The sequence below is a fragment of the Cellulosimicrobium sp. CpK407 genome (assembly GCF_051844275.1).
Taxonomy (GTDB): domain Bacteria; phylum Actinomycetota; class Actinomycetes; order Actinomycetales; family Cellulomonadaceae; genus Cellulosimicrobium; species Cellulosimicrobium cellulans_G.
In genome coordinates this window covers 45,708-65,944 of the sequence record NZ_JBGNYC010000024.1, presented here as the reverse complement: position 1 = coordinate 65,944, position 20,237 = coordinate 45,708, and the positions used below count along the sequence as shown (strand labels likewise).

The 20,237-nt window shown below is 75.9% G+C and carries 21 protein-coding genes; 8 read left to right on the top strand and 13 right to left on the bottom strand.

Annotated elements, in window-relative coordinates:
- The 6 genes from ABWU78_RS12225 to ABWU78_RS12200 form a co-directional block, all read right to left on the bottom strand.
- The coding region (locus ABWU78_RS12225) for a sigma factor (protein ID WP_439158542.1) at positions 1 to 338 on the bottom strand (338 nt) is incomplete at its 3' end.
- Positions 339 to 345: 7 nt separating this feature from the next.
- A complete protein-coding gene (locus ABWU78_RS12220) occupies positions 346 to 747 on the bottom strand; it encodes a YciI family protein (RefSeq protein ID WP_253052154.1) in 402 nt (133 codons plus the stop codon).
- 233 nt (positions 748 to 980) lie between these two features.
- Positions 981 to 1,535, bottom strand: a complete 555-nt coding sequence (locus ABWU78_RS12215) for an RNA polymerase sigma factor (protein WP_439158541.1) — start codon at positions 1,533 to 1,535, stop codon at positions 981 to 983.
- A gap of 137 nt (positions 1,536 to 1,672) precedes the next feature.
- Complete coding sequence (locus ABWU78_RS12210; RefSeq protein ID WP_253052158.1) at positions 1,673 to 1,861, bottom strand: hypothetical protein; 189 nt, start codon at positions 1,859 to 1,861, stop codon at positions 1,673 to 1,675.
- Positions 1,862 to 1,963: 102 nt separating this feature from the next.
- Entirely contained in the window at positions 1,964 to 2,170 is a 207-nt protein-coding gene (locus tag ABWU78_RS12205; RefSeq protein ID WP_047231861.1) for a hypothetical protein, read from the bottom strand.
- A gap of 186 nt (positions 2,171 to 2,356) precedes the next feature.
- Positions 2,357 to 3,094 carry an alpha/beta fold hydrolase gene (locus ABWU78_RS12200; protein WP_439158540.1) on the bottom strand — a complete coding sequence of 246 codons (738 nt, stop codon included), beginning with the start codon at positions 3,092 to 3,094 and terminating at the stop codon, positions 2,357 to 2,359.
- A 50-nt stretch (positions 3,095 to 3,144) separates the two neighbouring features.
- Between ABWU78_RS12200 and ABWU78_RS12195 the strand changes: the two genes are divergently transcribed.
- Positions 3,145 to 3,900 (top strand): helix-turn-helix transcriptional regulator, encoded by a 756-nt coding sequence (locus ABWU78_RS12195; RefSeq protein WP_439158539.1) that lies wholly within the window; start codon positions 3,145 to 3,147, stop codon positions 3,898 to 3,900.
- 33 nt (positions 3,901 to 3,933) lie between these two features.
- Here ABWU78_RS12195 and ABWU78_RS12190 read toward each other — a convergent pair whose 3' ends face one another.
- Together ABWU78_RS12190 and ABWU78_RS12185 are read right to left on the bottom strand one after the other, a co-directional pair.
- Positions 3,934 to 4,299: a VOC family protein gene (locus tag ABWU78_RS12190; RefSeq protein WP_253052172.1), complete on the bottom strand. Its 366-nt coding sequence runs from the start codon at positions 4,297 to 4,299 to the stop codon at positions 3,934 to 3,936.
- 59 nt (positions 4,300 to 4,358) lie between these two features.
- Positions 4,359 to 5,063: a TetR/AcrR family transcriptional regulator gene (locus ABWU78_RS12185; RefSeq protein WP_439158538.1), complete on the bottom strand. Its 705-nt coding sequence runs from the start codon at positions 5,061 to 5,063 to the stop codon at positions 4,359 to 4,361.
- A 128-nt stretch (positions 5,064 to 5,191) separates the two neighbouring features.
- Between ABWU78_RS12185 and ABWU78_RS12180 the strand changes: the two genes are divergently transcribed.
- From ABWU78_RS12180 to ABWU78_RS12160, 5 genes are all read left to right on the top strand, one after another.
- Positions 5,192 to 8,275 (top strand): MMPL family transporter, encoded by a 3,084-nt coding sequence (locus tag ABWU78_RS12180; RefSeq protein WP_439158537.1) that lies wholly within the window; start codon positions 5,192 to 5,194, stop codon positions 8,273 to 8,275.
- Positions 8,272 to 10,596 (top strand): hypothetical protein, encoded by a 2,325-nt coding sequence (locus tag ABWU78_RS12175; RefSeq protein WP_439158536.1) that lies wholly within the window; start codon positions 8,272 to 8,274, stop codon positions 10,594 to 10,596. Before ABWU78_RS12180 ends, ABWU78_RS12175 begins: the two co-directional genes overlap by 4 nt.
- Before the next feature lie 45 nt (positions 10,597 to 10,641).
- A complete protein-coding gene (locus ABWU78_RS12170) occupies positions 10,642 to 10,968 on the top strand; it encodes a hypothetical protein (protein WP_253052180.1) in 327 nt (108 codons plus the stop codon).
- A gap of 121 nt (positions 10,969 to 11,089) precedes the next feature.
- On the top strand, positions 11,090 to 12,178 hold the full coding sequence (locus ABWU78_RS12165; protein ID WP_439158535.1) for a hypothetical protein: 1,089 nt from the start codon (positions 11,090 to 11,092) through the stop codon (positions 12,176 to 12,178).
- Between the two features lie 76 nt (positions 12,179 to 12,254).
- Entirely contained in the window at positions 12,255 to 12,515 is a 261-nt protein-coding gene (locus ABWU78_RS12160; protein ID WP_353707235.1) for a hypothetical protein, read from the top strand.
- A gap of 135 nt (positions 12,516 to 12,650) precedes the next feature.
- Here ABWU78_RS12160 and ABWU78_RS12155 read toward each other — a convergent pair whose 3' ends face one another.
- Genes ABWU78_RS12155 through ABWU78_RS12140 form a run of 4 tightly spaced genes read right to left on the bottom strand, consistent with a single transcriptional unit; the run spans position 12,651 to position 16,483 of the window.
- Positions 12,651 to 12,923: a hypothetical protein gene (locus ABWU78_RS12155; RefSeq protein ID WP_253052186.1), complete on the bottom strand. Its 273-nt coding sequence runs from the start codon at positions 12,921 to 12,923 to the stop codon at positions 12,651 to 12,653.
- Positions 12,924 to 12,949: 26 nt separating this feature from the next.
- On the bottom strand, positions 12,950 to 15,268 hold the full coding sequence (locus ABWU78_RS12150; RefSeq protein ID WP_439158534.1) for a heavy metal translocating P-type ATPase: 2,319 nt from the start codon (positions 15,266 to 15,268) through the stop codon (positions 12,950 to 12,952).
- A gap of 46 nt (positions 15,269 to 15,314) precedes the next feature.
- Positions 15,315 to 16,274 carry a heavy-metal-associated domain-containing protein gene (locus ABWU78_RS12145; protein WP_439158533.1) on the bottom strand — a complete coding sequence of 320 codons (960 nt, stop codon included), beginning with the start codon at positions 16,272 to 16,274 and terminating at the stop codon, positions 15,315 to 15,317.
- Positions 16,271 to 16,483: a heavy-metal-associated domain-containing protein gene (locus tag ABWU78_RS12140; RefSeq protein WP_439158544.1), complete on the bottom strand. Its 213-nt coding sequence runs from the start codon at positions 16,481 to 16,483 to the stop codon at positions 16,271 to 16,273. The genes ABWU78_RS12145 and ABWU78_RS12140 overlap by 4 nt, the downstream gene beginning before the upstream one ends.
- 94 nt (positions 16,484 to 16,577) lie before the next feature.
- Between ABWU78_RS12140 and ABWU78_RS12135 the strand changes: the two genes are divergently transcribed.
- Positions 16,578 to 17,759: an FAD-dependent oxidoreductase gene (locus tag ABWU78_RS12135; protein ID WP_439158532.1), complete on the top strand. Its 1,182-nt coding sequence runs from the start codon at positions 16,578 to 16,580 to the stop codon at positions 17,757 to 17,759.
- A 54-nt stretch (positions 17,760 to 17,813) separates the two neighbouring features.
- The gene (locus ABWU78_RS12130; protein WP_439158531.1) at positions 17,814 to 19,844 is read left to right on the top strand and encodes an NHL domain-containing thioredoxin family protein; all 2,031 of its coding nucleotides are present in this window, start codon (positions 17,814 to 17,816) and stop codon (positions 19,842 to 19,844) included.
- 87 nt (positions 19,845 to 19,931) lie between these two features.
- Here the strand turns inward: ABWU78_RS12130 and ABWU78_RS12125 are convergent, their stop codons facing one another.
- Positions 19,932 to 20,180: a hypothetical protein gene (locus ABWU78_RS12125; RefSeq protein WP_087470798.1), complete on the bottom strand. Its 249-nt coding sequence runs from the start codon at positions 20,178 to 20,180 to the stop codon at positions 19,932 to 19,934.
- Between the last annotated feature and the right edge of the window lie 57 nt (positions 20,181 to 20,237).

Sequence of the window (20,237 nt, the reverse complement as noted above, 5' to 3'; positions counted from 1 at the left end):
CCGGACCGGGCGGCGGACGAGGCCTCGCCCCCGAGGCCTGCGGGGGCGAGGCCCGCCGAGTCCGGGTCGCGCCGCGCGGTCGTCTCCTCCCGGCGGCGCCGCGCGACGTCGGCCCGGACGGTGTCCACGAGCCGCCGCTCCGCGACGCGCACGAGCCAGGCCCGCGGGTCGTCGGGGAGCCCGTCCGCCGGCCAGCGGGTCGCGGCCGCGAGCAACGCCTCCTGGAGCGCGTCCTCGGCGTCGGCGAGGTCGCCGCAGCGCCGCACCAGGAGGCCGAGGACGCGCGGGCGGAGGTCCCGCAGCAGGTCCTCCACGGGCTCGGGGGCCGTGGCGGTCACGTGGCGGTCACTGCTCGGACGCGGGCGCGCTCATGACCTGGCGGACCTCGATGTACTCGCCGATCGGGGCGCCTCCCGGGCCGGGCGCGGCCGACGCCTGCGCCGCGATCTCGACCGCGCGGTCCTGGCTGTCGACGTCGACGATCCAGTAGCCCGCGAGGAACTCCTTCGACTCGGGGAACGGGCCGTCGGTGACGACCGGGGCCGTGCGGCCGTCGGACGTGACGACGAGCGCCTGGTCCGGACCGGCCAGCCCCTGGGCGTCGACGAGCTCGCCCGACGCGGCGAGCTGCTCGCCGAGCGCGCGCTGGAACGCGATGTGCGCCTCGACGTCCTCCGGTGCCCACTCGTGGATCGGGAGGTCGCAGTGCGCTGCCTGCGTGTACGTCTTCACCAGCATGTACCTCATGGTCCGTTCCTTCCGTCGGTCGGCGCTCCGTCGGCGCCGTCACGAGGAGGTCGGAGCCGACGGCCCGCTCCCGACACGTCTCGGTCGTGGGTTCGTGTGAACTGGATCACACCACAGTCGCCCTGGTCGTGACGAGCGTCGGCGAGCCTGCCGAGTGCGACGTACCGCGCGGTCGAGCACGACGTCGCTGTCGCGAGGGGCCGTATTCCGACAGCAACGTCGTGCTCGGCGGGTCACGCGTGGGCGCGGAGCTGGGCCAGGCCGCGGCGCGCGTGGCTCTTGACCGTGCCGAGCGGGAGGCCGGTCTCGGCCGCGACCTGGGCGTGCGTGCGGCCCTGCGCGTACACGAGGCGCACCACGCGCCGCCGCTCCGGGGACAAGCGGCGCAGCGAGCCCTCCAGGTCGACGCGAGCGACGACGTCGTCGGCCGGGTCGCGGACGACCGTCACGGGCCGGCCGCGCGAGGCCGCCTCGCGGCGTCGTGCCTCGCGTGCGCGGTCCGTCAGGAGGTCTGCGGCGACGTGGCGCGCGATACCGAGCAGCCAGACGGGAAGGTCGCCCCGCGCCGGGTCGAACCGGTCGCGCGAGCGCCACGCGGCGAGGAAGACGAGCTGGGTGGCGTCGTCGGTGTCGGCCGGGTCGCCCAGGCGCCGGGCGACGGCCGCGCGAACGAGCGGGGCCCAGCGCGCGTACGCGGCGCGGAGGTCGAACGGGCGGTCGCCGTCGAGGGCGCCGGGAGCGCGCTCGCCCCGCCTCGCGCCCTGCTCGGCGCGGGGGACACGTGCCACGGTCCCGACCATCGCGTCACCGGTCCTCGTCGTCCTCCTCCCAGTGTCCGACGCCGCGGCGCGGGACGCGAGGTCGCGCGGCGCGGCGGGGCTGGGAACGGCGGCGGCGGTGGCGGGCGGCCGCGGTCAGGCGGGCGTCAGCGGTGCACCGGGCGGCGCTGGTGGACGTGCCGGTCGTGCACGGCCTTGCCGAGCTCGTAGATCGAGCCGACGAGGATCGCGGTGATGACGAGCGCACCGAAGATCAGGAACCACTGCGACATGCCGTTCCCGATCCCCGTGACGCCGATCGTCCCGCCGGATCCGGCAGCGAGCGACGCGAACATGGCGACCTCCTCCCGAGGGGGCGGACGTGCCCTCTCGTCCGGGGTTCGCCCGCGGATCCTCGGACGGATGCGCTCGCGCGGTCCGGACCCGGCGGTCGCGCGTCAGGCGACGGTGGACGGGAGCGGGGCGAAGGCCGCGCGCCAGCGGCGCACGAGGCGGCGGTCGGCCGCACCCCGGGCCGCGGCCCACGCGCAGTGCTGGGTCGTCTCGCGGTGCTCCAGCAGGGCGTCGCGGTCGTGCTCGAGGGCCCAGAGCAGGGCCGTGCGCACCTCGGTGCGCGAGGGGGCGGAGGGCAGGGTGTCGTGCATGGTCCGTCTCGTCGTCGGTCGGTCTTCGGGCGGCCGGATGACCGCTTTCACCCGACAAGACGGCACAAGTCGCCGTCCGTGACGCGAGTTCGGTGACTTTTTTCCGGAGAACGTGTGATGCCGGTCGCACGGGTCCCTCCCGTGCGACCGGCTCACGACCAGCCGCTGCGCTGGGTGGGGCGTCGGTCAGGAGACCGCGTCGACCAGCGCGCCCGCGAGGTCGCGCGGGCGCGAGAACATGGGCCAGTGCCCGGTCGGCAGGTCGACGTAGGTGAGGTCCGTGAGCTCGCCCAGCTCGGTGTGCAGGGGCGGGCCGGGGTGGGCGAGCTCGGCGAGCACGGCCGAGGGGATCGAGGAGCAGATCGCGGTCGTCGGGACGTGCAGGCGCTCCGGGTTCGTCACGTGCACCGGGCCGCGCGCGACCGGGCCGGGCGTCGGCACCGCGCGCTCGCGGAACCGCGCGAGCGCGGCGTCGTCCAGGCCGTCGAGGCTCGACCCGTCCTCGGCCAGCACCTCCCAGCCCGGCAACGGGACCTCGGCCGCGTCCGTCGGGAGGTCGGGCGAGAGGGCCGCACCGTCAACCAGGGGGCCGGTGTCGACGTACACGATCCGCTCGATCCGGGCCGGGTCGCGGTCGGCGACCTGCTGCACGACGGGCCCGCCGCCGCTGTGGCCGACGAGCACGACCCGGCCGTCGAGCCCGGCGACGAGCCGCGCGACGGCGTCCACGTGGTCGTCGCGCGTGACGCGGGCCCGGTCCTGTGCGGTCGCACCGGGCTCCAGCCCGGGGAGGGTCACGGCGTGCGGCACGAGGCCGGCGGCTTCGAGGTGGGGGACGACGTCGTCCCACGCCCACGCGCCCAGCCAGAAGCCGGGGACGAGGACGACGTGGACGGGCGGTTCCGGCGTGTCGTGGTGGCTCATGCACCCACCTTCGCAGCGCATCGGTGACACCTGTCTGTCACCATCGTCCGGTGAACAGGACGGAACGTCTCTACGCGATCGCGGAGGAGCTCCGGCGGGCAGGGCGGACCGGGACGACGGGTCCGCGCCTCGCGGCCGCGCTCGAGGTGAGCGAGCGGACGATCAAGCGCGACGTGGCCGCGCTGCAGCAGGCCGGTCTGACGATCTGGGCCCAGGCCGGTCCCGGTGGTGGCTACGTGCTCGACCCGAGCGCGTCGCTGCCGCCGGTCAACTTCACGCCCGGCCAGGCGGTCGCCGTCGCGGTCGCGCTCGCGACGCTCCCGCACGGCAGCCCGTTCGCGGTCGACGCGCTCGCGGCGCGCGGGAAGGTCTGGGACGCGCTCGCGGCCGGCGACCGCGAGCGGGCCGAGGCGCTGGCCGCGCGGGTATGGGTCCGCCACGACGCCCCGGACGCGTCGCCGGACGCCCCCGCCGCAGCGGGTGGGGACGTCGTCGGGCGCGCCCGCTCGCACCTCGGGGTGCTGCGCGCGGTCGAGCAGGCGCTGGCCGGGTCGCGCGTGCTCGCGATCCGCTACCGGGACGGCCGCGGCGCGACCTCGGCGCGCCGGGTCGAGCCCGTGCTGCTCGCGCACACCGACGGTCGCTGGTACCTCGTCGCGTGGTGCCGGTCGCGCGAGGCGATCCGCTGGTTCCGGCTGTCGCGCGTCGAGCGCGCGGACCTCACCGCCCAGACGTACGCGCCCCGCCCGGTCGAGGACGTCGGCGAGCCGCCCGCCGGCGCGGCGGCGGTCTACGACCCTGCCTGACCCCGACCGCGGACGCCGCTCGGCGGTGGGCCGTCAGTCCCCGCGCAGGACGCAGAACTCGTTGCCCTCCACGTCGGCCAGGACGACGAACGTCTCCTGCTCGCTCTGGCCGACGTCGACGCGGCGCGCGCCGAGCCCTTCCAGCCGTGCGACGTCGGCCGCCTGGGTGGACGACGAGAAGTCGAGGTGCACGCGGTTCTTCACCGCCTTGCCCTCGGGGACCCGCTGGAAGACGAGGCTCGGCGGCCCGAGGACCGTCTCGCCGTCGCGTGGGTAGAGCACGGCCTCGCCGTGCGGTCCGGTCTCGCGCCCCGTCCAGCCGAGCGCGGCCTGCCAGAAGTCCGCCACGACGGCGGGGTCGGCGCAGTCGACCACGGCGCCGCTGAAGGTGAGTGTCATGCCGCCAGTGTGACGTGCGCCACCCACAGGGCCGTCGTGTCGACCCGACGGGTGCGGCGTCAGGCCGCCTCGGGATCCGGCTCGACGAGGCGGCCGACGAGCGCGGGCAGCCAGTCCGCGGCCTGCGCGCGCCGCACGGCGTCCTCGCCGTCGGGGCTGAGGAACGCGTCCCTCGCCGCGGAGGTGTAGGCGCTGATGAGGACGCGGGTGGCGGCCGGGGCGTCGATCGCGAAGCGCATCCCGACGTTCGTGAGCACGCGCGTGAGGATGTCCGCGAGCTCCGTACGGAACGACTCCTCCTGGTCCGCGAACCGGGCGGCGACCTGCGGGTCGCGCAGCGCGAGCAGCTCGAGCTCCGCGCTCATGAGGCACCACCGGCGCTCGTCGCGCGGGTCGGCCATGACGGCCGCGACGATCGTGGCGATCGCCTCGGGGGCGATGACGCCGTCGCGCACCGGGTCGTCCGGCAGGTGCTCGACGGCGGCCTCCAGGCTCCGCATCCGCATCCGGATCTCGCGCTCGGTGAGGGCGAGGAACAGCGACTCCTTGGTGTCGAAGTTCGAGTAGAACGCGCCGCGCGTGAAGCCCGCCGCCTCGCACACGGCCTCGATCGACGTGCCGTTGATGCCGTGCTCGGCGAACAGCCCGTAGGCGGCGTCGAGCAGGCGCTCACGGGTGCGCTCGCGGCGGGGGGAGAGGGGGGTCTCGCTCTCCGCGCCGCGGTCGACTCGGGTCGGGTCGAGGTCGGTGGTCACGCCGGACATGCTCCCACTGTCGGACGGGCCGTCCGCACCGGGCGGCCTTGCGATACATGAGTGTATCCGATACGGTCGCGTATCGGATACAGCGGCGTATCCTGAAATCCGTCTGCACTCTCCTCGGGAGGCCGCTCGTGTCCTCAGCGCTGTACTCGCTCGGCCGCTGGGCGGTCGGGGCGCGCCGGCTCGTCCTCGCCGCGTGGCTCGGGATCCTCGTCCTCGCGGGCGCGCTCGCCGGCCTCGTCGGCCAGGGGCTCGACGACGAGGTGACCATCCCCGGCACTGAGTCCCAGGCCGCGCTCGACCGCCTGGCGGCGACGTTCCCGCAGGTCAGCGGCGCCTCCGCGCAGGTCGTCGTCGTCGCCCCCGACGGCTCGACCATCGAGGACGACGCGGTCCGCGGCCCCGTCGCGGACGCGGTGGCCGCGCTCGGCGACGTGGACGGCGTCGCCGCCGTGACGTCGCCCTACGACGACACCATGACCGCGTCGATCAGCGACGACGGCGTCGCGACGCTCATGACGGTCCAGCTCGACGAGAGCCAGAGCGAGGTCACCGACACCACGAAGGATGCGCTCGGTGACGTCGTCGACGACCTCGCCGCGGCCCTGCCCGACGGCGCGCAGGCCGCGCTCGGCGGCCAGCTCTTCAGCACCGAGTTCCCGACCCTCACCGTCACCGAGGCGCTCGGCCTCCTCGTCGCGCTCGTCGTGCTCGTCCTCACGTTCGGCTCGTTCGTCGCGGCCGGGCTGCCGCTCCTCAACGCCGTCGTCGGGGTCGGCGTGAGCATGGGGTTGCTGTTCGCCGCGACCGCCGTCGCGCAGATCAACTCCACGACCCCGATGCTCGCCGTCATGCTCGGCCTCGCCGTCGGCATCGACTACGCGCTCTTCATCGTGTCCCGGCACCGCGACGAGCTCGCCGCCGGGCTGAGCGTCGAGGAGGCCGCCGCCCGCTCCGTCGCGACCGCCGGCTCCGCGGTCATCTTCGCCGGCCTCACCGTGATGATCGCGCTCGTCGGCCTCGGCGTCGCCGGCATCCCGTTCCTCACCGTCATGGGCGTCGCCGCCGCCGTCGGCGTCGGCCTCGCGGTCCTCGTGTCGATCACGCTCCTCCCCGCGATGCTGGGCTTCGCCGGCGAGCGGCTCCGCCCGAAGGCACCGCGCCGTCGTGGGCGTGGGCGTGGGCGTGGGCGTGGGCGACGGCGTGCGGTCGCGGGAGCGGACGGCGGAGGGCCGGCCGGGGCACCCGGGCGACGGACCGGACGAGCGGCGGCTGCGCCCGAGGATGCGAAGGGCGTGGCGGGCCTGATCGAGCGAGACTCCGGAGTGAGCTTGCGAACGCAGGAGGATCGCGACCGAGAGTCGGGAGCATCGCGAGGAACGAGCGATGCGGATGGTAGCCCGAGCACCTCGGGCGCAGCCGCCGCGGACCCGACCACGGACGCCGTGAGCTCGACGACGACCACAGAGCACCGCAACCGGTTCTTCGCGGGGTGGGTGCGCGCCGTCACGCGGATCCCCCTGCTGACGATCGGTCTCGTCGTGGCGGCGATCGTGCTGCTGACGCTGCCGGCGCGAGACCTGCAGCTCGCGCTGCCCGACGCGGGGACGCTGCCGGAGGACAACCAGGCGCGCGTCACGTACGACCTGGTGTCCGAGCACTTCGGGCCCGGCTTCAACGGGCCGCTCATCGTCACCGGGACGATCGTCACGTCGACGGACCCGGTGGGGCTCATGGACGACCTGGGCGACGAGATCGCGGGCCTGCCGGGCGTCGCGGACGTGCCGCTCTCCACGCCCAACCTCACCGCGGACACGGGCATCGTCCAGGTCGTGCCGACGGGCGCGCCGGACTCGGAGGAGACCAAGGACCTCGTCACGGAGATCCGCGCGCAGCACGACCACTTCCTCGACGAGTACGGCGTGGACCTCGCGGTCACGGGCTTCACGGCGGTAGGGATCGACGTGTCCGCCAAGCTCGGGGCGGCGTTGCTGCCGTTCGCGTTCGTCGTCGTGGGCCTGTCGCTCGTGCTGCTGACCATGGTGTTCCGGTCGATCGCGGTGCCGATCAAGGCGACGCTCGGCTACCTGTTCTCGGTCGGCGCGGCGTTCGGCGTCGTGACGCTCGTGTTCGAGCACGGGTTCCTCGCCGACGCGCTGCACGTGACACGGCTCGGGCCCGTCATCTCGTTCATGCCGATCGTCCTCATGGGCGTGCTGTTCGGCCTCGCGATGGACTACGAGGTGTTCCTCGTCGCGCGCATCCGGGAGGACTACGTCCACTCCGGGAAGGCGCGGCGCTCGATCTTCACGGGGTTCCAGGCGTCGGCGAAGGTCGTCACCGCGGCCGCCGTCATCATGTTCGCCGTGTTCGTCGCGTTCGTGCCCGAGGGCGACATGAGCCTCAAGCCCATCGCGCTCGGGCTCGCGGTCGGCGTCCTCGTCGACGCGTTCGTCGTGCGCATGACGCTCGTGCCGGCCGTGCTCGCGATGCTCGGCGACAAGGCGTGGTGGATGCCGCGCTGGCTCGACCGCGTGCTCCCTTCGTTCGACGTCGAGGGCGAGGGGCTGTCCAAGGAGCTCGCGCTCGCGGACTGGCCGGAGCCCGGCAGCACGGACGCCGTCGTCGCGCACGACCTCGTGGTCGCCGGGGCGCACGGCCCCCTCGCGGAGCCGGTCACGGTCCGCATGCCCGACGGCGGGTCGCTCGTCGTGCACGGGACGTCGCCCGCGGCGGTGTCCGGCGTCGTGCTGGCGCTCGTCGGGCGGCTCAGGCCGGCCGCCGGGGCCCTCAAGGTGACGGGCCTCGTCCTGCCCGAGCGCGCGCTGAGCGTGCGTCGCCGCGTCGCGCTCGTCGACCTCGCGGCCGACGTCGCGGCCCTGCCGGGTGACGCTCCCGCGCCCGCCGCGCACCGCGTGCCCGCGGCGTCGAGCGTCGCCGCGCTGCTGCGCGAGGGCCCGCGGCTGCTCGCCGTCGTGGGGACCGACGCCGTCACGTCGCCCGCGGAGCGGGCGGCGCTGGCCGACGTGCTCGGGCAGGCCACCGCGAGCGGCACGGCGGTCGTCCTGGGTGCCGTCGGACCCGCGCCCACGGACCTCGCCCCGCCCAGGACGCAGGTGCTCGACCTGCACGCTCCCGACCCCGCCCCCACGGTGCCCGCCCCCACCGACCCGGCGTCCGTCGTCGGCCCGCGCACCGAGGAGGTGCCCGCATGAGCGTCTTCCCGCCCGACACGGCGCAGACCGGACCGACCACCCCGGGCGCGCCGGCGCCTGCCCGCGCCCGGACCCGGGTCGACGCGCGACGCGTGTGGACCGTGGCCGCGGCCGTCGCGCTCCCGCTCGCCGTGCTCGGCCTGCTCCTGTGGGCGCTGTGGAACCCGCAGGAGCGCCTCGACACCGTGCAGGCGGCGGTCGTCAACCTCGACGAGCCCGTGGAGGTCGACGGCCAGACCGTCCCCCTCGGGCGCCAGCTCACGGCGGGGCTGGTGAGCGGCGGCGCGGCGTCGACGGACACCGGTCCGGTCGCCGTCCAGCCCGACCCCGGCACGACGAACTACGACTGGGTCATCACCGACGCCGCCGACGCCGCGTCCGGGCTGGCCGACGGCACGTACTCCGCCGTCGTGACCATCCCGGAGGACTTCTCCGCCGCGGCCACGTCGTTCGGCGGCGACGCGTCCGACGCGAGGCAGGCCACGCTGACGGTCGAGACGGCACCCGGCGGGCGCGTCGTGGACGAGGCGCTCGCGCGCATCGTCACGACCACCGCGACCTCGGTGCTCGGCACGACGCTGACCGAGAACTACGTCGACGGCGTGCTCGTCGGCTTCACGACCCTGAACGAGCAGCTCGGCGAGGCCGCGGACGGCGCCGACCAGCTCGCGGACGGCGCGTCCCAGGCGGACGACGGCGCGACGCGGCTCGCGTCCGGCGCGGGCGAGCTCGCGACCGGCGCCGGGGAGCTCGCGTCCGGGGTCGGCGAGCTCGGCTCGGGCGCCGACCGGCTCGCGTCCGGCGCCGGTGACCTGGCGAGCGGGGCGCAGGGCGTCGCGACGGGATCGCGCCAGGTCGCGGACGGCGTCGCGCAGTCGTCCACGGGCGCGGGCTCGCTCGCCACCGGCGCGCAGGGGCTGGCCGACGGCGTCGCGGCGGTCTCGACCGGCGTGTCCGACCTCGCGACCGGGCTCGGCACGCTCGACGCCTCGATCTCTGCCGTTCCCCTTCCCGACGGCGGGTCGACGTCGCTCCCGTCGCTCGGGACCAGCCTCGCGACGGGGTCACGGGACGTCGCCGGCGGCCTCGCGCAGGTCGTCGCCGGGATCGAGCAGCAGAAGGTCCAGGCGGGGTGCGCGGCGGCCCCGACGTCGCCCGCGTGCGTGGCGCTCGACCAGCAGCTCGCCGCGCTGCGACCGCTCGCGGTGGGCGCGGCGGAGGTCGCGGCGGGGAACGCCGCCCTCGCCGGGGTGCCGTCGGGCGCGGACGGGCCCACCGGGCTGTACGCGCTCGCGGCCGGGGTCGACCAGGCCGCGCAGGGCGCGGACCGGCTCGCGACCGGGGCGGCGCAGGCCGCCACCGGCGCGACGGGCGTGGCCGGGGGCGCGCGCGACCTCTCGACGGGGCTCGGGCAGCTCGCCGGCGGTGCGGACCAGGTGGCCGACGGCGCCGCCCGGCTCGCCGGAGGCGCGGGCGCGCTGTCGTCGGGGGCGGACGGCCTCGCGACCGGCGTCGGGGCGCTCGGGACGGGAGCCGACCAGCTCGCCACGGGGACGCAGGAGCTCGCGACGGGCGCGGGCGACCTCGCGGGCGGCGTCGCGCAGCTCGCGGACGGGACGAGCGAGCTCGCCCAGGGCCTCGGCGACGCGACGGAGCAGATCCCCTCGTACACGGACGCCGAGCGCGAGAACCTCTCCGCGGTCGTCGCGGACCCGGTGGCCGCTCCGGGCGTCGAGGACCTCGGCACCGGGTCGACCGGCCCGCTGTTCGCCGTCCTCGCCCTGTGGCTCGGCGCGCTCGCGATCTTCGTCGCGTTCCCGCCCGTGCCCGCGAAGCTGCTCGGGTCGACCCGGACCGCGGGGCGGCTCGCGCTCGCCGCGCTCGCGCTGCCGGCGGGGATCGCCGCCGCGACGGGCCTCGTGGTCGGCGGCGTCCTCGCCGCGGTCGAGGGAGCGAGCGTGGGCGGCTGGGTCGGCCTGCTCGCGGTCGGCGCGCTCGCGTCGGTGGTCTTCGTCGCGCTCAACCAGGCGCTCGCCGCCCTGCTCGGGAACGTGGGGCGGGCGATCAGCCTGCTCGTCGCGGTCCTGCTCGTCGCGACCGGCATCGTCGCGACCGTCCCTGCCGCGCTCACCGGGCTGCGCGACCTGCTGCCCGTGGGCTCGGCGCTCCGCCTGCTCACGTCGATCGTCGACCCGGGCGCGGCCGGGGGAGCGGGTGACGCCGTCGCGCTGGTGCTCTGGGGCCTCGCGTCCGTCGCGGTGACGACGCTCGTCGTCGCCCGCCGCCGGTCGGTCCGCGTCGAGCAGCTGCTCCGGGCCTGAGCCGGGTCTGGTGCCGAGCGCCGTGGGCGCGAGAGGATGCCTCGCATGACGCACGGGGGCACGGCAGCAGGACGACGGCGGACCGAGCGCGCGGGGCGCCTCGCGAGGGCGCTGGGGGTCGTCGCAGCGGTCGTCGGTACGGCTCTGCTCGTCGCGTGGGCGAACCGGTGGTACGTCGCGGAGATGTTCGCGCGCTCCGCGGGCGCGCCGGACGGCGCCGACTGGTGGTACGTCTACGACCGCCTGCGCCAGGCGCACGTGACCCTCGTCGCGGCGGTCGTCGCGCTCGGCGTCGCCGGGCTCCTGTGGGCCGTCGGCCGCCGGGCGAGGAGCCCGCGGCCGGGACCGGCCGTCGAGGCGCCGGGAGCCTGATCCCGCCGCGTCGCCGTCTGCGTCGGCGTGGCGCGGTGCGGGTGTGGGCGGCGGCCGTCAGACTCGCTCGGCAGGACGCGGACGGCGGGAGCCGTCCGTCGGGCGAGGGGACGGTGCACCGATGGACCAGCAGAAGGCACGGGAGATCAAGTCGCAGCTCGCGGACTACGCGCGTGAGCTCGCGGAGCGGTCGGGGCTGCCGGGCCGGTCGGGCACGGCGATCGAGGCGCGCGACGTGCCCGACGCTGCGGACGTCGTGCGCGCGCCCACTCTCGCGATCGGCCTCGCCCCGCACGACGACGGCGGGTACGCCATCGCGGTCCGGTACCGGCTGGGCGTGCCCACCGCGCGCAGCATCGCGCGCAAGGTCGCCTCGGAGGCGGGGGACACGGTCGACGTGCGACGTACGGGGCGGATCCGGCCCCTCGCCGCGGCGCCGGGTTCGGGGCGTGCGGGCGCCGACGGACCGGGCCTGCGCCCGCCGGTCGTCACGGCCTACGCGACCGGCGAGACCGGCCGGGTCCGGCCGCTGCGTCCCGGGGTCTCGATCGCCCACGTGGACGTCACCGCGGGGACGCTCGGCGCGTTCGTGCGCGTCGCCGAGCCGCCCGTGGTGGGCGCGGACGCCGCGTCGGTCTACGCGCTCTCGAACTGGCACGTGCTCGCGGGGTCGCCGTCCGCCCGGGTCGGGGACGTCGTCGTGCAGCCCGGCCCCGCCGACGGCGGCAGCGCGCCGGACGACCGCGTCGGGGCCCTCGCCGCGCTCGTCCCGCTGGAGGCGGGCGTCACGCAGACCGTCGACGCCGCCGTCGCGCTCCTCGACGACCCGACCGTGGACCCGGAGTACCCAGTCGGCCGGATCACGGAGACCGCGGTCGCGCTCGGCGGTGAGGCGGTCGGGAAGTCCGGCCGGACCACCGGCGTCACGACGGGGCGCGTCACGGCCATCGAGCTCGACGACGTCGTGGTGGGCTACGGCGACGGCCTCGGCGCGCTGCGGTTCGACGACCAGATCGAGGTCGAGTCGACGGGCGACGGGCCGTTCTCGCGCGGCGGCGACTCCGGGTCGCTCGTGTACCGCGAGGACGGGGTCGCGCTGGGGCTGTTGTTCGCGGGGTCGGAGACGGGCGGCGCGAACGGCACGGGGCTCACGTACTGCAACCCGATCGGGACCGTCCTCGAGCGGCTGGGCGCGACGCTGCTCGCGTGACGCCGCCCGGCACGGACTCCCGGCCCTGCCGCGAACGCCCCGACGGGCGCACAATGAGGTCGGGAGGTGGTTCGCCGTGGCGACCCTCGAACGAGCCCGCGAGGCCAAGGCCGCGCTCCGCGACGAGCTCGCGGGCCTCGACGGAGTGACCGGCGTCGGGATCGCCCGTGCCGACGCGTCGGGCGCGCCCGGGCGCGGCCCGCGGGCGACGGACGTCGTCGACGACTGGCTGCTGCGCGTGAACGTGACCTCGGACGACGTCGACGTCCCCGAGACCGTCGACGGCGTGGAGGTCGAGGTCCGCGTCGTCGGGGACGTCACGGCGTCGCGCGTCTGAACCCCGCGACGCCCGCGCGAGAGGGCCGGGGAGGTCGCCACCCACACCGCGGCCCGGCGTCGCCCCGTGGGCGGCACCGGGCCGGGTCGCCGGGTCACCGGTCGACGTGCTCACCGGGTCGACGTGCTCACCGGGTCACGACGCGCGGGCGTAGCGGGTGGGGTCGGCGTCGAAGAGGGGGCCGCACGACGAGCAGCACAGCCAGTAGCGGACGCCCTCGTGGTCACGGACGAGCCCGGCCGCCTCGGCGTGCGCCTTGACGGTCGTGCTGCCGGGCATGACGGGGCACTCGGCGAGGTCGTCGTCCGGCACGGAGCCGACCGAGGGTGCGGCGTGCGCGTGACAGGCGCCGGCCGGCTCGGGGCGGGCGTCGTCGTGCGGCGGGGCGTCGTCGTGGTGGTGGCACATGCGGGTCCTCCTGAGGGTCGGTACGGTCAGACGCCGGCGAGCTGCGCGGCCGGCGCGGTCGGGGTGGTGGCCGTCGGGTCCGGGCTCGTGGCCCGGCTCCGGAACGACCGCAGGCGCAGGCTGTTGCCCACGACGAAGACGCTGGAGAACGCCATCGCGGCGCCGGCGAGCATGGGGTTGAGCAGGCCGAGCGCGGCCAGCGGGATCGCGGCGACGTTGTAGGCGAACGCCCAGAAGAGGTTCACCTTGATCGTGCCGAGGGTCCGGCGTGACAGGCGGATCGCGTCGGCCGCGGAGCGCAGGTCGCCCCGCACGAGCGTGATGTCGGCGGCCTCGATCGCGACGTCCGTCCCGGTCCCCATGGCGAGGCCCAGGTCCGCCTGGGCCAGAGCGGCGGCGTCGTTCACGCCGTCGCCGACCATCGCGACGACCTTGCCCTCGCCCTGGAGGCGGCTGACGACGTCGACCTTGTCGCGCGGCATGACCTCCGCGATCACCTCGTCGATGCCCACCTCGGCCGCGATCCGGCGTGCGACGGTCGCGTTGTCCCCGGTGAGGAGCACCGGGGTGAGGCCGAGTGCGCGGAGCTGGCGGATCGCCTCGGCGCTCGTGGGCTTGACCGCGTCGGCCACCACGAGGACGCCGCGGGCGCGCCCGTCCCAGCCGACGACGACGGCGGTGCCGCCCTGCTCCTCGGCGCGGGCCTTGGCGTCGGCGAGGTCGCGCGGGAGGTGCTGCGCCCACTCGGCGAGGAGCGACTCGCGGCCGACGAGCACGGCGTGCCCGTCCACGACGCCCTGCACGCCCTTGCCCTCGACGTTGGTGAACTCCGCGGGCACGGGGAGCGGGCCCACCTCCTGGGCGGCGCCCCGGGCGATCGCCCGGGCGACCGGGTGTTCTGAGGCGTCCTCGAGCGCCCCGGCGAGGCGCAGGAGCTCGGCGCGGTCGACACCGGTGCCCGTGACGACGTCGGTCAGCGTCATGACGCCCGTCGTCACGGTCCCTGTCTTGTCGAGCACGACGGTGTCCACGGTCCGGGTGGACTCCAGCACCTCGGGTCCCTTGATGAGGACGCCCATCTGGGCTCCGCGGCCCGTCCCGACGAGCAGCGCCGTCGGGGTGGCGAGACCGAGCGCGCACGGGCACGCGATGATGAGCACCGCGACGGCGGCGGTGAACGCGGCCGAGGCCGGCGCGCCGGCGCCGAGCCACGCGCCGAGGGTGCCGACGGCGATCGCGATGGCGACGGGGACGAAGACGGCCGAGACGCGGTCGGCCAGCCGCTGGACCTGGGCCTTGCCGGACTGCGCGTCCTCGACGAGGCGGGCCATCTGCGCGAGCTGGGTGTCGCCGCCGACGCGCGTCGCGCGCACGACGAGCCGCCCGCCCGCGTTGACGGTCGCACCGGTGACGGCGTCGCCCTCGCCCACCTCGACGGGCACGGACTCGCCCGTGAGCATCGAGGCGTCGACGGCGGACGTGCCGGCCACGACCGTGCCGTCCGTCGCGATCTTCTCGCCGGGGCGCACGACGAACTCGTCGCCCACGGCGAGCTCCGAGATCGGGACGCGGGTCTCGGCGCCGTCGCGCAGCACCGCCACGTCCTTGGCCCCGAGCTCGAGCAGGGCGCGCAGCGCGGCGCCCGCCTGCCGCTTGGACCGCTTCTCGAAGTAGCGGCCCGCGAGGATGAAGGTCGTGACGCCGGCCGCGACCTCCAGGTAGATGTTCCCGGCGCCGTCGGTGGGCGCCACGGACAGCGTGAACGGGTGGGTCATGCCCGGCTCGCCCGCCGTGCCGAGGAACAGCGCGTAGAGGGACCAGAGGAACGCGGCGCTGGTCCCCACGGAGATGAGGGTGTCCATCGTCGCCGCACCGTGGCGCAGGTTGGTCCACGCGGCGCGGTGGAACGGCCAGGCCGCCCACACCACGACGGGCGCGGCGAGCACGAGGCTGGCCCACTGCCAGTACGTGAACTGGAGCGCGGGGACCATCGCCATCGCGATGACCGGGACCGAGAGCACGACGGCCCCGACGAGGCGCTGCCGCAGCGCGGTGAGCTCGGGGTCGGCGTCGTCCGCCTCGCCCGGCGTCGGGACCTCGGGGTCCTCGACGCGCGGGAGCTGGGCGGTGTACCCCGTCTTCTCGACCTCGGCGATGAGCGTGGCCGCGTCGACGCCCTCCGGGACGGTGACCTTCGCCTTCTCCGTCGCGTAGTTCACGGTCGCGGTGACGCCCTCGAGCCGGTTGAGCTTCTTCTCGATCCGCATGGCGCACGAGGCACAGGTCATCCCGCCGATCTCGAGCTCGACGAACGTCCCCGGCGGCGGGGCGGCCGATGTCGTCATGAGGTTCTCCTTCCGGCCGGGCGGCGTGCCGCCCGGTGCAGGGTCGTCAGTGGTCGTGCGGGGTGGTGTCGTGGTCGGCCGCGGGGGCGTCGCCCGTCGCGTCGGCGGCGGGAGCGGCCTCGACCGTGAAGGCGGCGGTGCGTACCTGACCCTCGACCTGGAAGTCGAGGTAGAGGAGGTACCGGCCCGCGGTGGGCGCCTCGACGCCGAACGTCACGGTCGGGCCCGACACCTCGCCCGGCACTGCCTCGGCGCCCTCGGGGTGGGCGTGCAGGTAGGCGAGGTCGCCGTCACGGAGCGCGACGAGGTGACCGAAGGCACCGAGGTACGGCTCGAGCGTCGTGACCGGCTCGCCGTCCCGCGTGACCTGGAGCGTCAGCCGCGAGACGGCCCCGGCCTCGAGGTTCCCCTCGAGCGTGACGTCGTACCCGTCGACCGATGCGGTGGTCGTCGGGGCGTCCGCCCGGACGGGCACGACGTCGCCCGCGACCTCGACGGTGCGGCTCAGGGTGAGCGGGTCGCCGCCGGTGGGGACGGCGTCGGCGTACACGCGGTAGGTGCCCGCGGCGTTCCACGTCCAGGGCACCGACCAGCGGCCTGCCTCGTCCAGCTCGGGGTGGGCGTGGCGGTAGTGCGCCCCGTCGGAGCGCACGACGACCAGGTGCAGGCGCTGCTCGTGCGCGACGGCGAAGTCGGTCACCGGAGCGCCCGCGGGGTCGGTCAGGGTGAAGGCGAGCTCGCCGGGCGTGCCCGGCGTCCGTGGCGCCTCGATCTCGCCGAGCGTGTAGCCGCCCTGCTCCAGGGACAGTCCGCCGACCATGTCCGCTCCTCTCGTGGTCTCCTGCGGGGGGTCGTCGCTCGTCGCGACGTGCTGCTCCGGCGCGTGCGCGGCGGGCGGCTCCGGCAGCGCGCCCTCGGGGACGACGGCGCCCGCGACCGCGGCCGAGGCCACGAACACGACCCCGAGCCCGGCGACGTAGAGCCCGATCCGGGCGGGGGCTCTCATCGCACCCGCTTCGCGCTGTAGCCGGCCTCGTCGACGGCGGCGAGGACCGCGACGTCGTCGAGGGGCTGGTCGGCCGTGACGACGAGCCGACCGGTGGTCGCGCTGACGTCGATCGCGGTGACGCCGGGCACCTGCCCGACCTCCTCGCGCACCGACATCTCGCAGTGGCCGCACGTCATGCCGGTCACCTGGTACTCGATCTCGACGATGCTCACGACGTTCCTCCTCGGTGCTGATACCCCCATGGGGTATGACTAGGATGGCGAATATACCCAGAGGGGGTATCGAGGTCAAGGAGGAGAGATGCGCGACGTGGACAGGCCGGCGGACGTGGTGGTGGTCGGTGGCGGAGCCGCCGGCCACGCCGCCGTGACGACGCTGCGCGGCGAGGGGTTCGACGGTCGCGTCGTTCTCGTGCACGGCGAGGAGGAGGCGCCCTACCTGCGCACCCTCGTCGACAAGGCGATCCTCCAGGGCCTGCTCACCGCGGAGCAGGCCGCCCTGCCCGTGCCGCCCGACGTCGAGCTCGTGCGGGCGCGCGCGACCGGGCTGGACCCCGCGCGGCGGGCCGTCGTCCTCGCGGACGGGCGCGAGCTCACCGCCGCCGCCGTGGTCCTCGCGACCGGCGCGGTCCCTCGACCCGGCCCGGCCGTGGACCGCATGCCGGCGCTCGCGGGCGCCGACGCCGGGGAGCCCCGCGTGGTGCACCTGCACACCGCGCGGGACGCCGTGCGGTTGCGTGCCCTGCTCGGCCCCGATCCCGCGCGGCGCACGGTCACCGTGCTCGGCGCCGGATTCGTCGGATCCGAGACCGCCGCCTGGCTCGCCGAGGCCGGCGCGACCGTCCACCTCGTCGCCCGTTCCCGGCTCCCCCTCGCCGGGGCGCTCGGGGCCGCGGTCGCGCGCGCCGTCGCCCTGCTCCACGAGGAGCACCTCGACGCCCACCTCGGCCGCCGGGTGGAGGCGGTGACGGAGCATCCGGGCGGCGTCACCGTGCGCCTCGCGGGCGGGGCGACCCTGGAGTCCGACCTCGCCGTCGTCGCGCACGGCACCGCGCCCGCCGCGCCCGGCACCGGCGGCGGCGTCGACGTCGACGACCGCCTCGCTGTTCCCGGCGCGCCCGGCCTGCTCGCCGCCGGGGCGGTCGCCGTCCACCGGGGCCGGCGCGGACGACGGTTCCGGACCGACCACTGGGACGCCGCCGCCGCGCAAGGCACCCACGCGGCGCGCGCCGTCCTGCGCCGTCTCGTCGGCGGCCCGGACCCCGGCCCGTACGTGCCCGACGCCGGGTTCACTCTCGTGCTGCACGGCACCCAGGTCGCCGGGTTCGGCGTCGCCGTGCCCGGCGCGACCCCGGAGCACCGCACGCTCGACGGCGGCGGGCTGCTCACCGAGCTCCGCGTCGGGGGCGACCTCGTCGCGGCGGTCGGTCTCGGTGCGACGCGTGAGCTCCACGCGCTGCGCTCCGAGCTGCGCCGGCCCTGAGGTGGTGGCTCCGGGGTGTCTGCCTCGGGCGTGCTCGGGCGCGAGAATGGTCGCGTGACCACCGAGCGACTTCCCCGTGTCCGCGCGTCCGAGCTCGTCGGGCGCGGCTGGCTCAACACCGGCGGCCGCGACCTGACCCTCGCCGACCTGCGCGGCAAGATCGTGCTGGTCGACTTCTGGACCTTCTGCTGCGTCAACTGCCTGCACGTCCTCGACGAGCTGCGCGAGCTCGAGGAGCGGCACCGCGACGTGCTGGTCGTCGTCGGCGTGCACTCGCCGAAGTTCGAGCACGAGGCGGACCCGGCGGCGCTCGCGGCCGCGGTCGAGCGGTACGAGGTCCACCATCCCGTGCTCGACGACCCCGAGCTCGTCACGTGGTCCGCGTACGCGGCGCGCGCCTGGCCGACGCTCGTGGTCGTCGACCCCGAGGGCTACGTCGTCGCGCAGATGGCGGGGGAGGGGCACGCGTCCGCGATCGCCGCCCTCGTCGAGGAGCTCGTCGCGGAGCACGACGCGAAGGGCACGCTGCACCGGGGCGACGGCCCGTACGTGGCGCCTGCGCCGTCGTCCGGCACGCTGCGCTTCCCCGCGAAGGCGATCGAGCTGCCCGGCGGCAACCTCCTCGTCGCGGACGCGGGGCACCACGCGCTCGCCGAGCTCCTGCCCGACGGCGAGACCCTCGTCCGGCGCATCGGGTCCGGCGAGCGCGGGCTCGCCGACGGCGGCCCCGACGACGCGCGGTTCGCCGAGCCGAACGGGCTGTGCCTCGTCCCCGAGCGGGAGCGTGCGACGTACGGGTTCGACGTCCTCGTGGCGGACACCGCGAACCATGCGCTCCGCGGGGTGCGGCTCGCCGACGGGCACGTGACGACGGCCGCGGGCACCGGCGACCAGTTCATGGTGGGCGGGGTCGAGAACGTCGTCGTCCGTGACGACGAGGGCACGCCCCGGCTCGGACCGTTCGATCCGGGCTCCACCTACGCCCCGCGCGACGTGCGGCTCTCCTCGCCGTGGGACGTCGCCTGGTCGGACGAGCTGGCCGGCTTCGTCGTGGCGATGGCGGGCCACCACACGTTGTGGGCCTTCGACGGGTGGAAGCTCGGGCTGCTGGCCGGGACGATGAACGAGGGTCTGGAGGACGGGTCGGGAGGATCAGCCTGGTTCGCGCAGCCGTCCGGGCTGGCCGTCGCATCCGACGGCGCCGTCTGGGTCGCCGACGCCGAGACCTCGGCGCTGCGCCGCGTGTCCGGGCTGGGCGGTGGCGTCGCCGTGGTGCCCGAGGGCGTCGAGGTGCGGACCGCCGTCGGGCAGGGCCTGTTCGACTTCGGCCACCGGGACGGCCCGGCCGAGCAGGCGCTGATGCAGCACCCGCTCGGGGTCGCGACGCTGCCGGACGGGAGCGTCGTCGTCGCCGACACCTACGACGGCGCGCTGCGCCGGTTCGCGCCCGCGGCCGGGGAGGCCGGGAGCGTCGGGGACGACACCTCCGGGACTCGTCTCGCCGGCGAGGTCACGACCCTGGCGACGGGCCTCGTGGAGCCGAGCGGCGTCGTCGTGCAGGTGGGCGAGGGGCCGGACGGCGAGCCGCAGGTCCACCTGCTCGTCGTGGAGTCCGCGGCGCACCGCCTGACGCGCGTCGCGCTCCCGGCGTCGCTCGCGGGCGAGGTGCTCGACGGCGGCGCGCACCGCACGCAGCGCCCCGTGACCGACATCGGGGCCGGGCCGCTGTGGCTCGACGTCCCGTTCGTCCCGGCGCCGGGGCAGAAGCTCGACGACCGGTTCGGCCCGTCGACGGAGCTGAGCGTGAGCGCGACGCCGCCCGAGCTGCTGCTGTCCGGGGACGGGACGGGCGTCGAGCTCGGGCGCGACCTCGTCATCAACCCGGAGGTCCGCGAGGGCGTGCTGCACGTGACCGCGCGGGCGGCGTCGTGCGACGTCGTCCCGCTCGGCCCGGACGGCGAGCCCGACCCGGACGTGTTCCCCGCGTGCCATCTCGCGCAGCAGGACTGGGGCGTGCCGGTCCGTGTCGTCGACCGCGGTGAGCCGGGCGACGTCCCGACCCTCACGCTGCCTCTGAGGGGGTAGGCCGGCGTCGCGGGGCCCAGCCCGGGCTGGTGCCGGACATGCCCAGGGCCAGGCTTCGAGGAAGCCTGGCCCTGGGTGCGGGTGTCGTCAGCAGACGGTCCAGGAGTGGCCGAGGATGTGGCCCGCGGTGCTGAAGACCTTGGACTGGCCGGCCAGGAGCCGGTAGGAGGCGGTGGCCTTCGCCCCTCCGCCGTTGGCGTAGGACACCACGAGGACCCTGCAGCTCCCGAACGTGTTGGTGTACGTCCGGGTCTCGGCCGCGTTCGCGACGGTGGGCGCAGCGACGGCCAGCGCCGCAGCGGTGGCGACGACGGCGACGAGCCTCTTGAACTTCATCGTTCCCCCTCCATTGGGTGGTGATGCCCGGGGCATCGTGGCACCAGGCTCGCCCCC

Bases quoted from the DNA above. Each gene is read 5' to 3' on its own strand.
- ABWU78_RS12155 (WP_253052186.1), bottom strand. From the start codon at position 12,923: ATGTGCCACCACCACGACGACGCCCCGCCGCACGACGACGCCCGCCCC.
- ABWU78_RS12210 (WP_253052158.1), bottom strand. From the start codon at position 1,861: ATGTTCGCGTCGCTCGCTGCCGGATCCGGCGGGACGATCGGCGTCACG.
- ABWU78_RS12125 (WP_087470798.1), bottom strand. From the start codon at position 20,180: ATGAAGTTCAAGAGGCTCGTCGCCGTCGTCGCCACCGCTGCGGCGCTG.
- ABWU78_RS12135 (WP_439158532.1), top strand. From the start codon at position 16,578: ATGCGCGACGTGGACAGGCCGGCGGACGTGGTGGTGGTCGGTGGCGGA.
- ABWU78_RS12150 (WP_439158534.1), bottom strand. From the start codon at position 15,268: ATGACGACATCGGCCGCCCCGCCGCCGGGGACGTTCGTCGAGCTCGAG.
- ABWU78_RS12185 (WP_439158538.1), bottom strand. From the start codon at position 5,063: ATGTCCGGCGTGACCACCGACCTCGACCCGACCCGAGTCGACCGCGGC.
- ABWU78_RS12220 (WP_253052154.1), bottom strand. From the start codon at position 747: ATGAGGTACATGCTGGTGAAGACGTACACGCAGGCAGCGCACTGCGAC.
- ABWU78_RS12165 (WP_439158535.1), top strand. From the start codon at position 11,090: ATGGACCAGCAGAAGGCACGGGAGATCAAGTCGCAGCTCGCGGACTAC.
- ABWU78_RS12170 (WP_253052180.1), top strand. From the start codon at position 10,642: ATGACGCACGGGGGCACGGCAGCAGGACGACGGCGGACCGAGCGCGCG.
- ABWU78_RS12190 (WP_253052172.1), bottom strand. From the start codon at position 4,299: ATGACACTCACCTTCAGCGGCGCCGTGGTCGACTGCGCCGACCCCGCC.
- ABWU78_RS12200 (WP_439158540.1), bottom strand. From the start codon at position 3,094: ATGAGCCACCACGACACGCCGGAACCGCCCGTCCACGTCGTCCTCGTC.
- ABWU78_RS12145 (WP_439158533.1), bottom strand. From the start codon at position 16,274: ATGAGAGCCCCCGCCCGGATCGGGCTCTACGTCGCCGGGCTCGGGGTC.
- ABWU78_RS12205 (WP_047231861.1), bottom strand. From the start codon at position 2,170: ATGCACGACACCCTGCCCTCCGCCCCCTCGCGCACCGAGGTGCGCACG.
- ABWU78_RS12175 (WP_439158536.1), top strand. From the start codon at position 8,272: ATGAGCGTCTTCCCGCCCGACACGGCGCAGACCGGACCGACCACCCCG.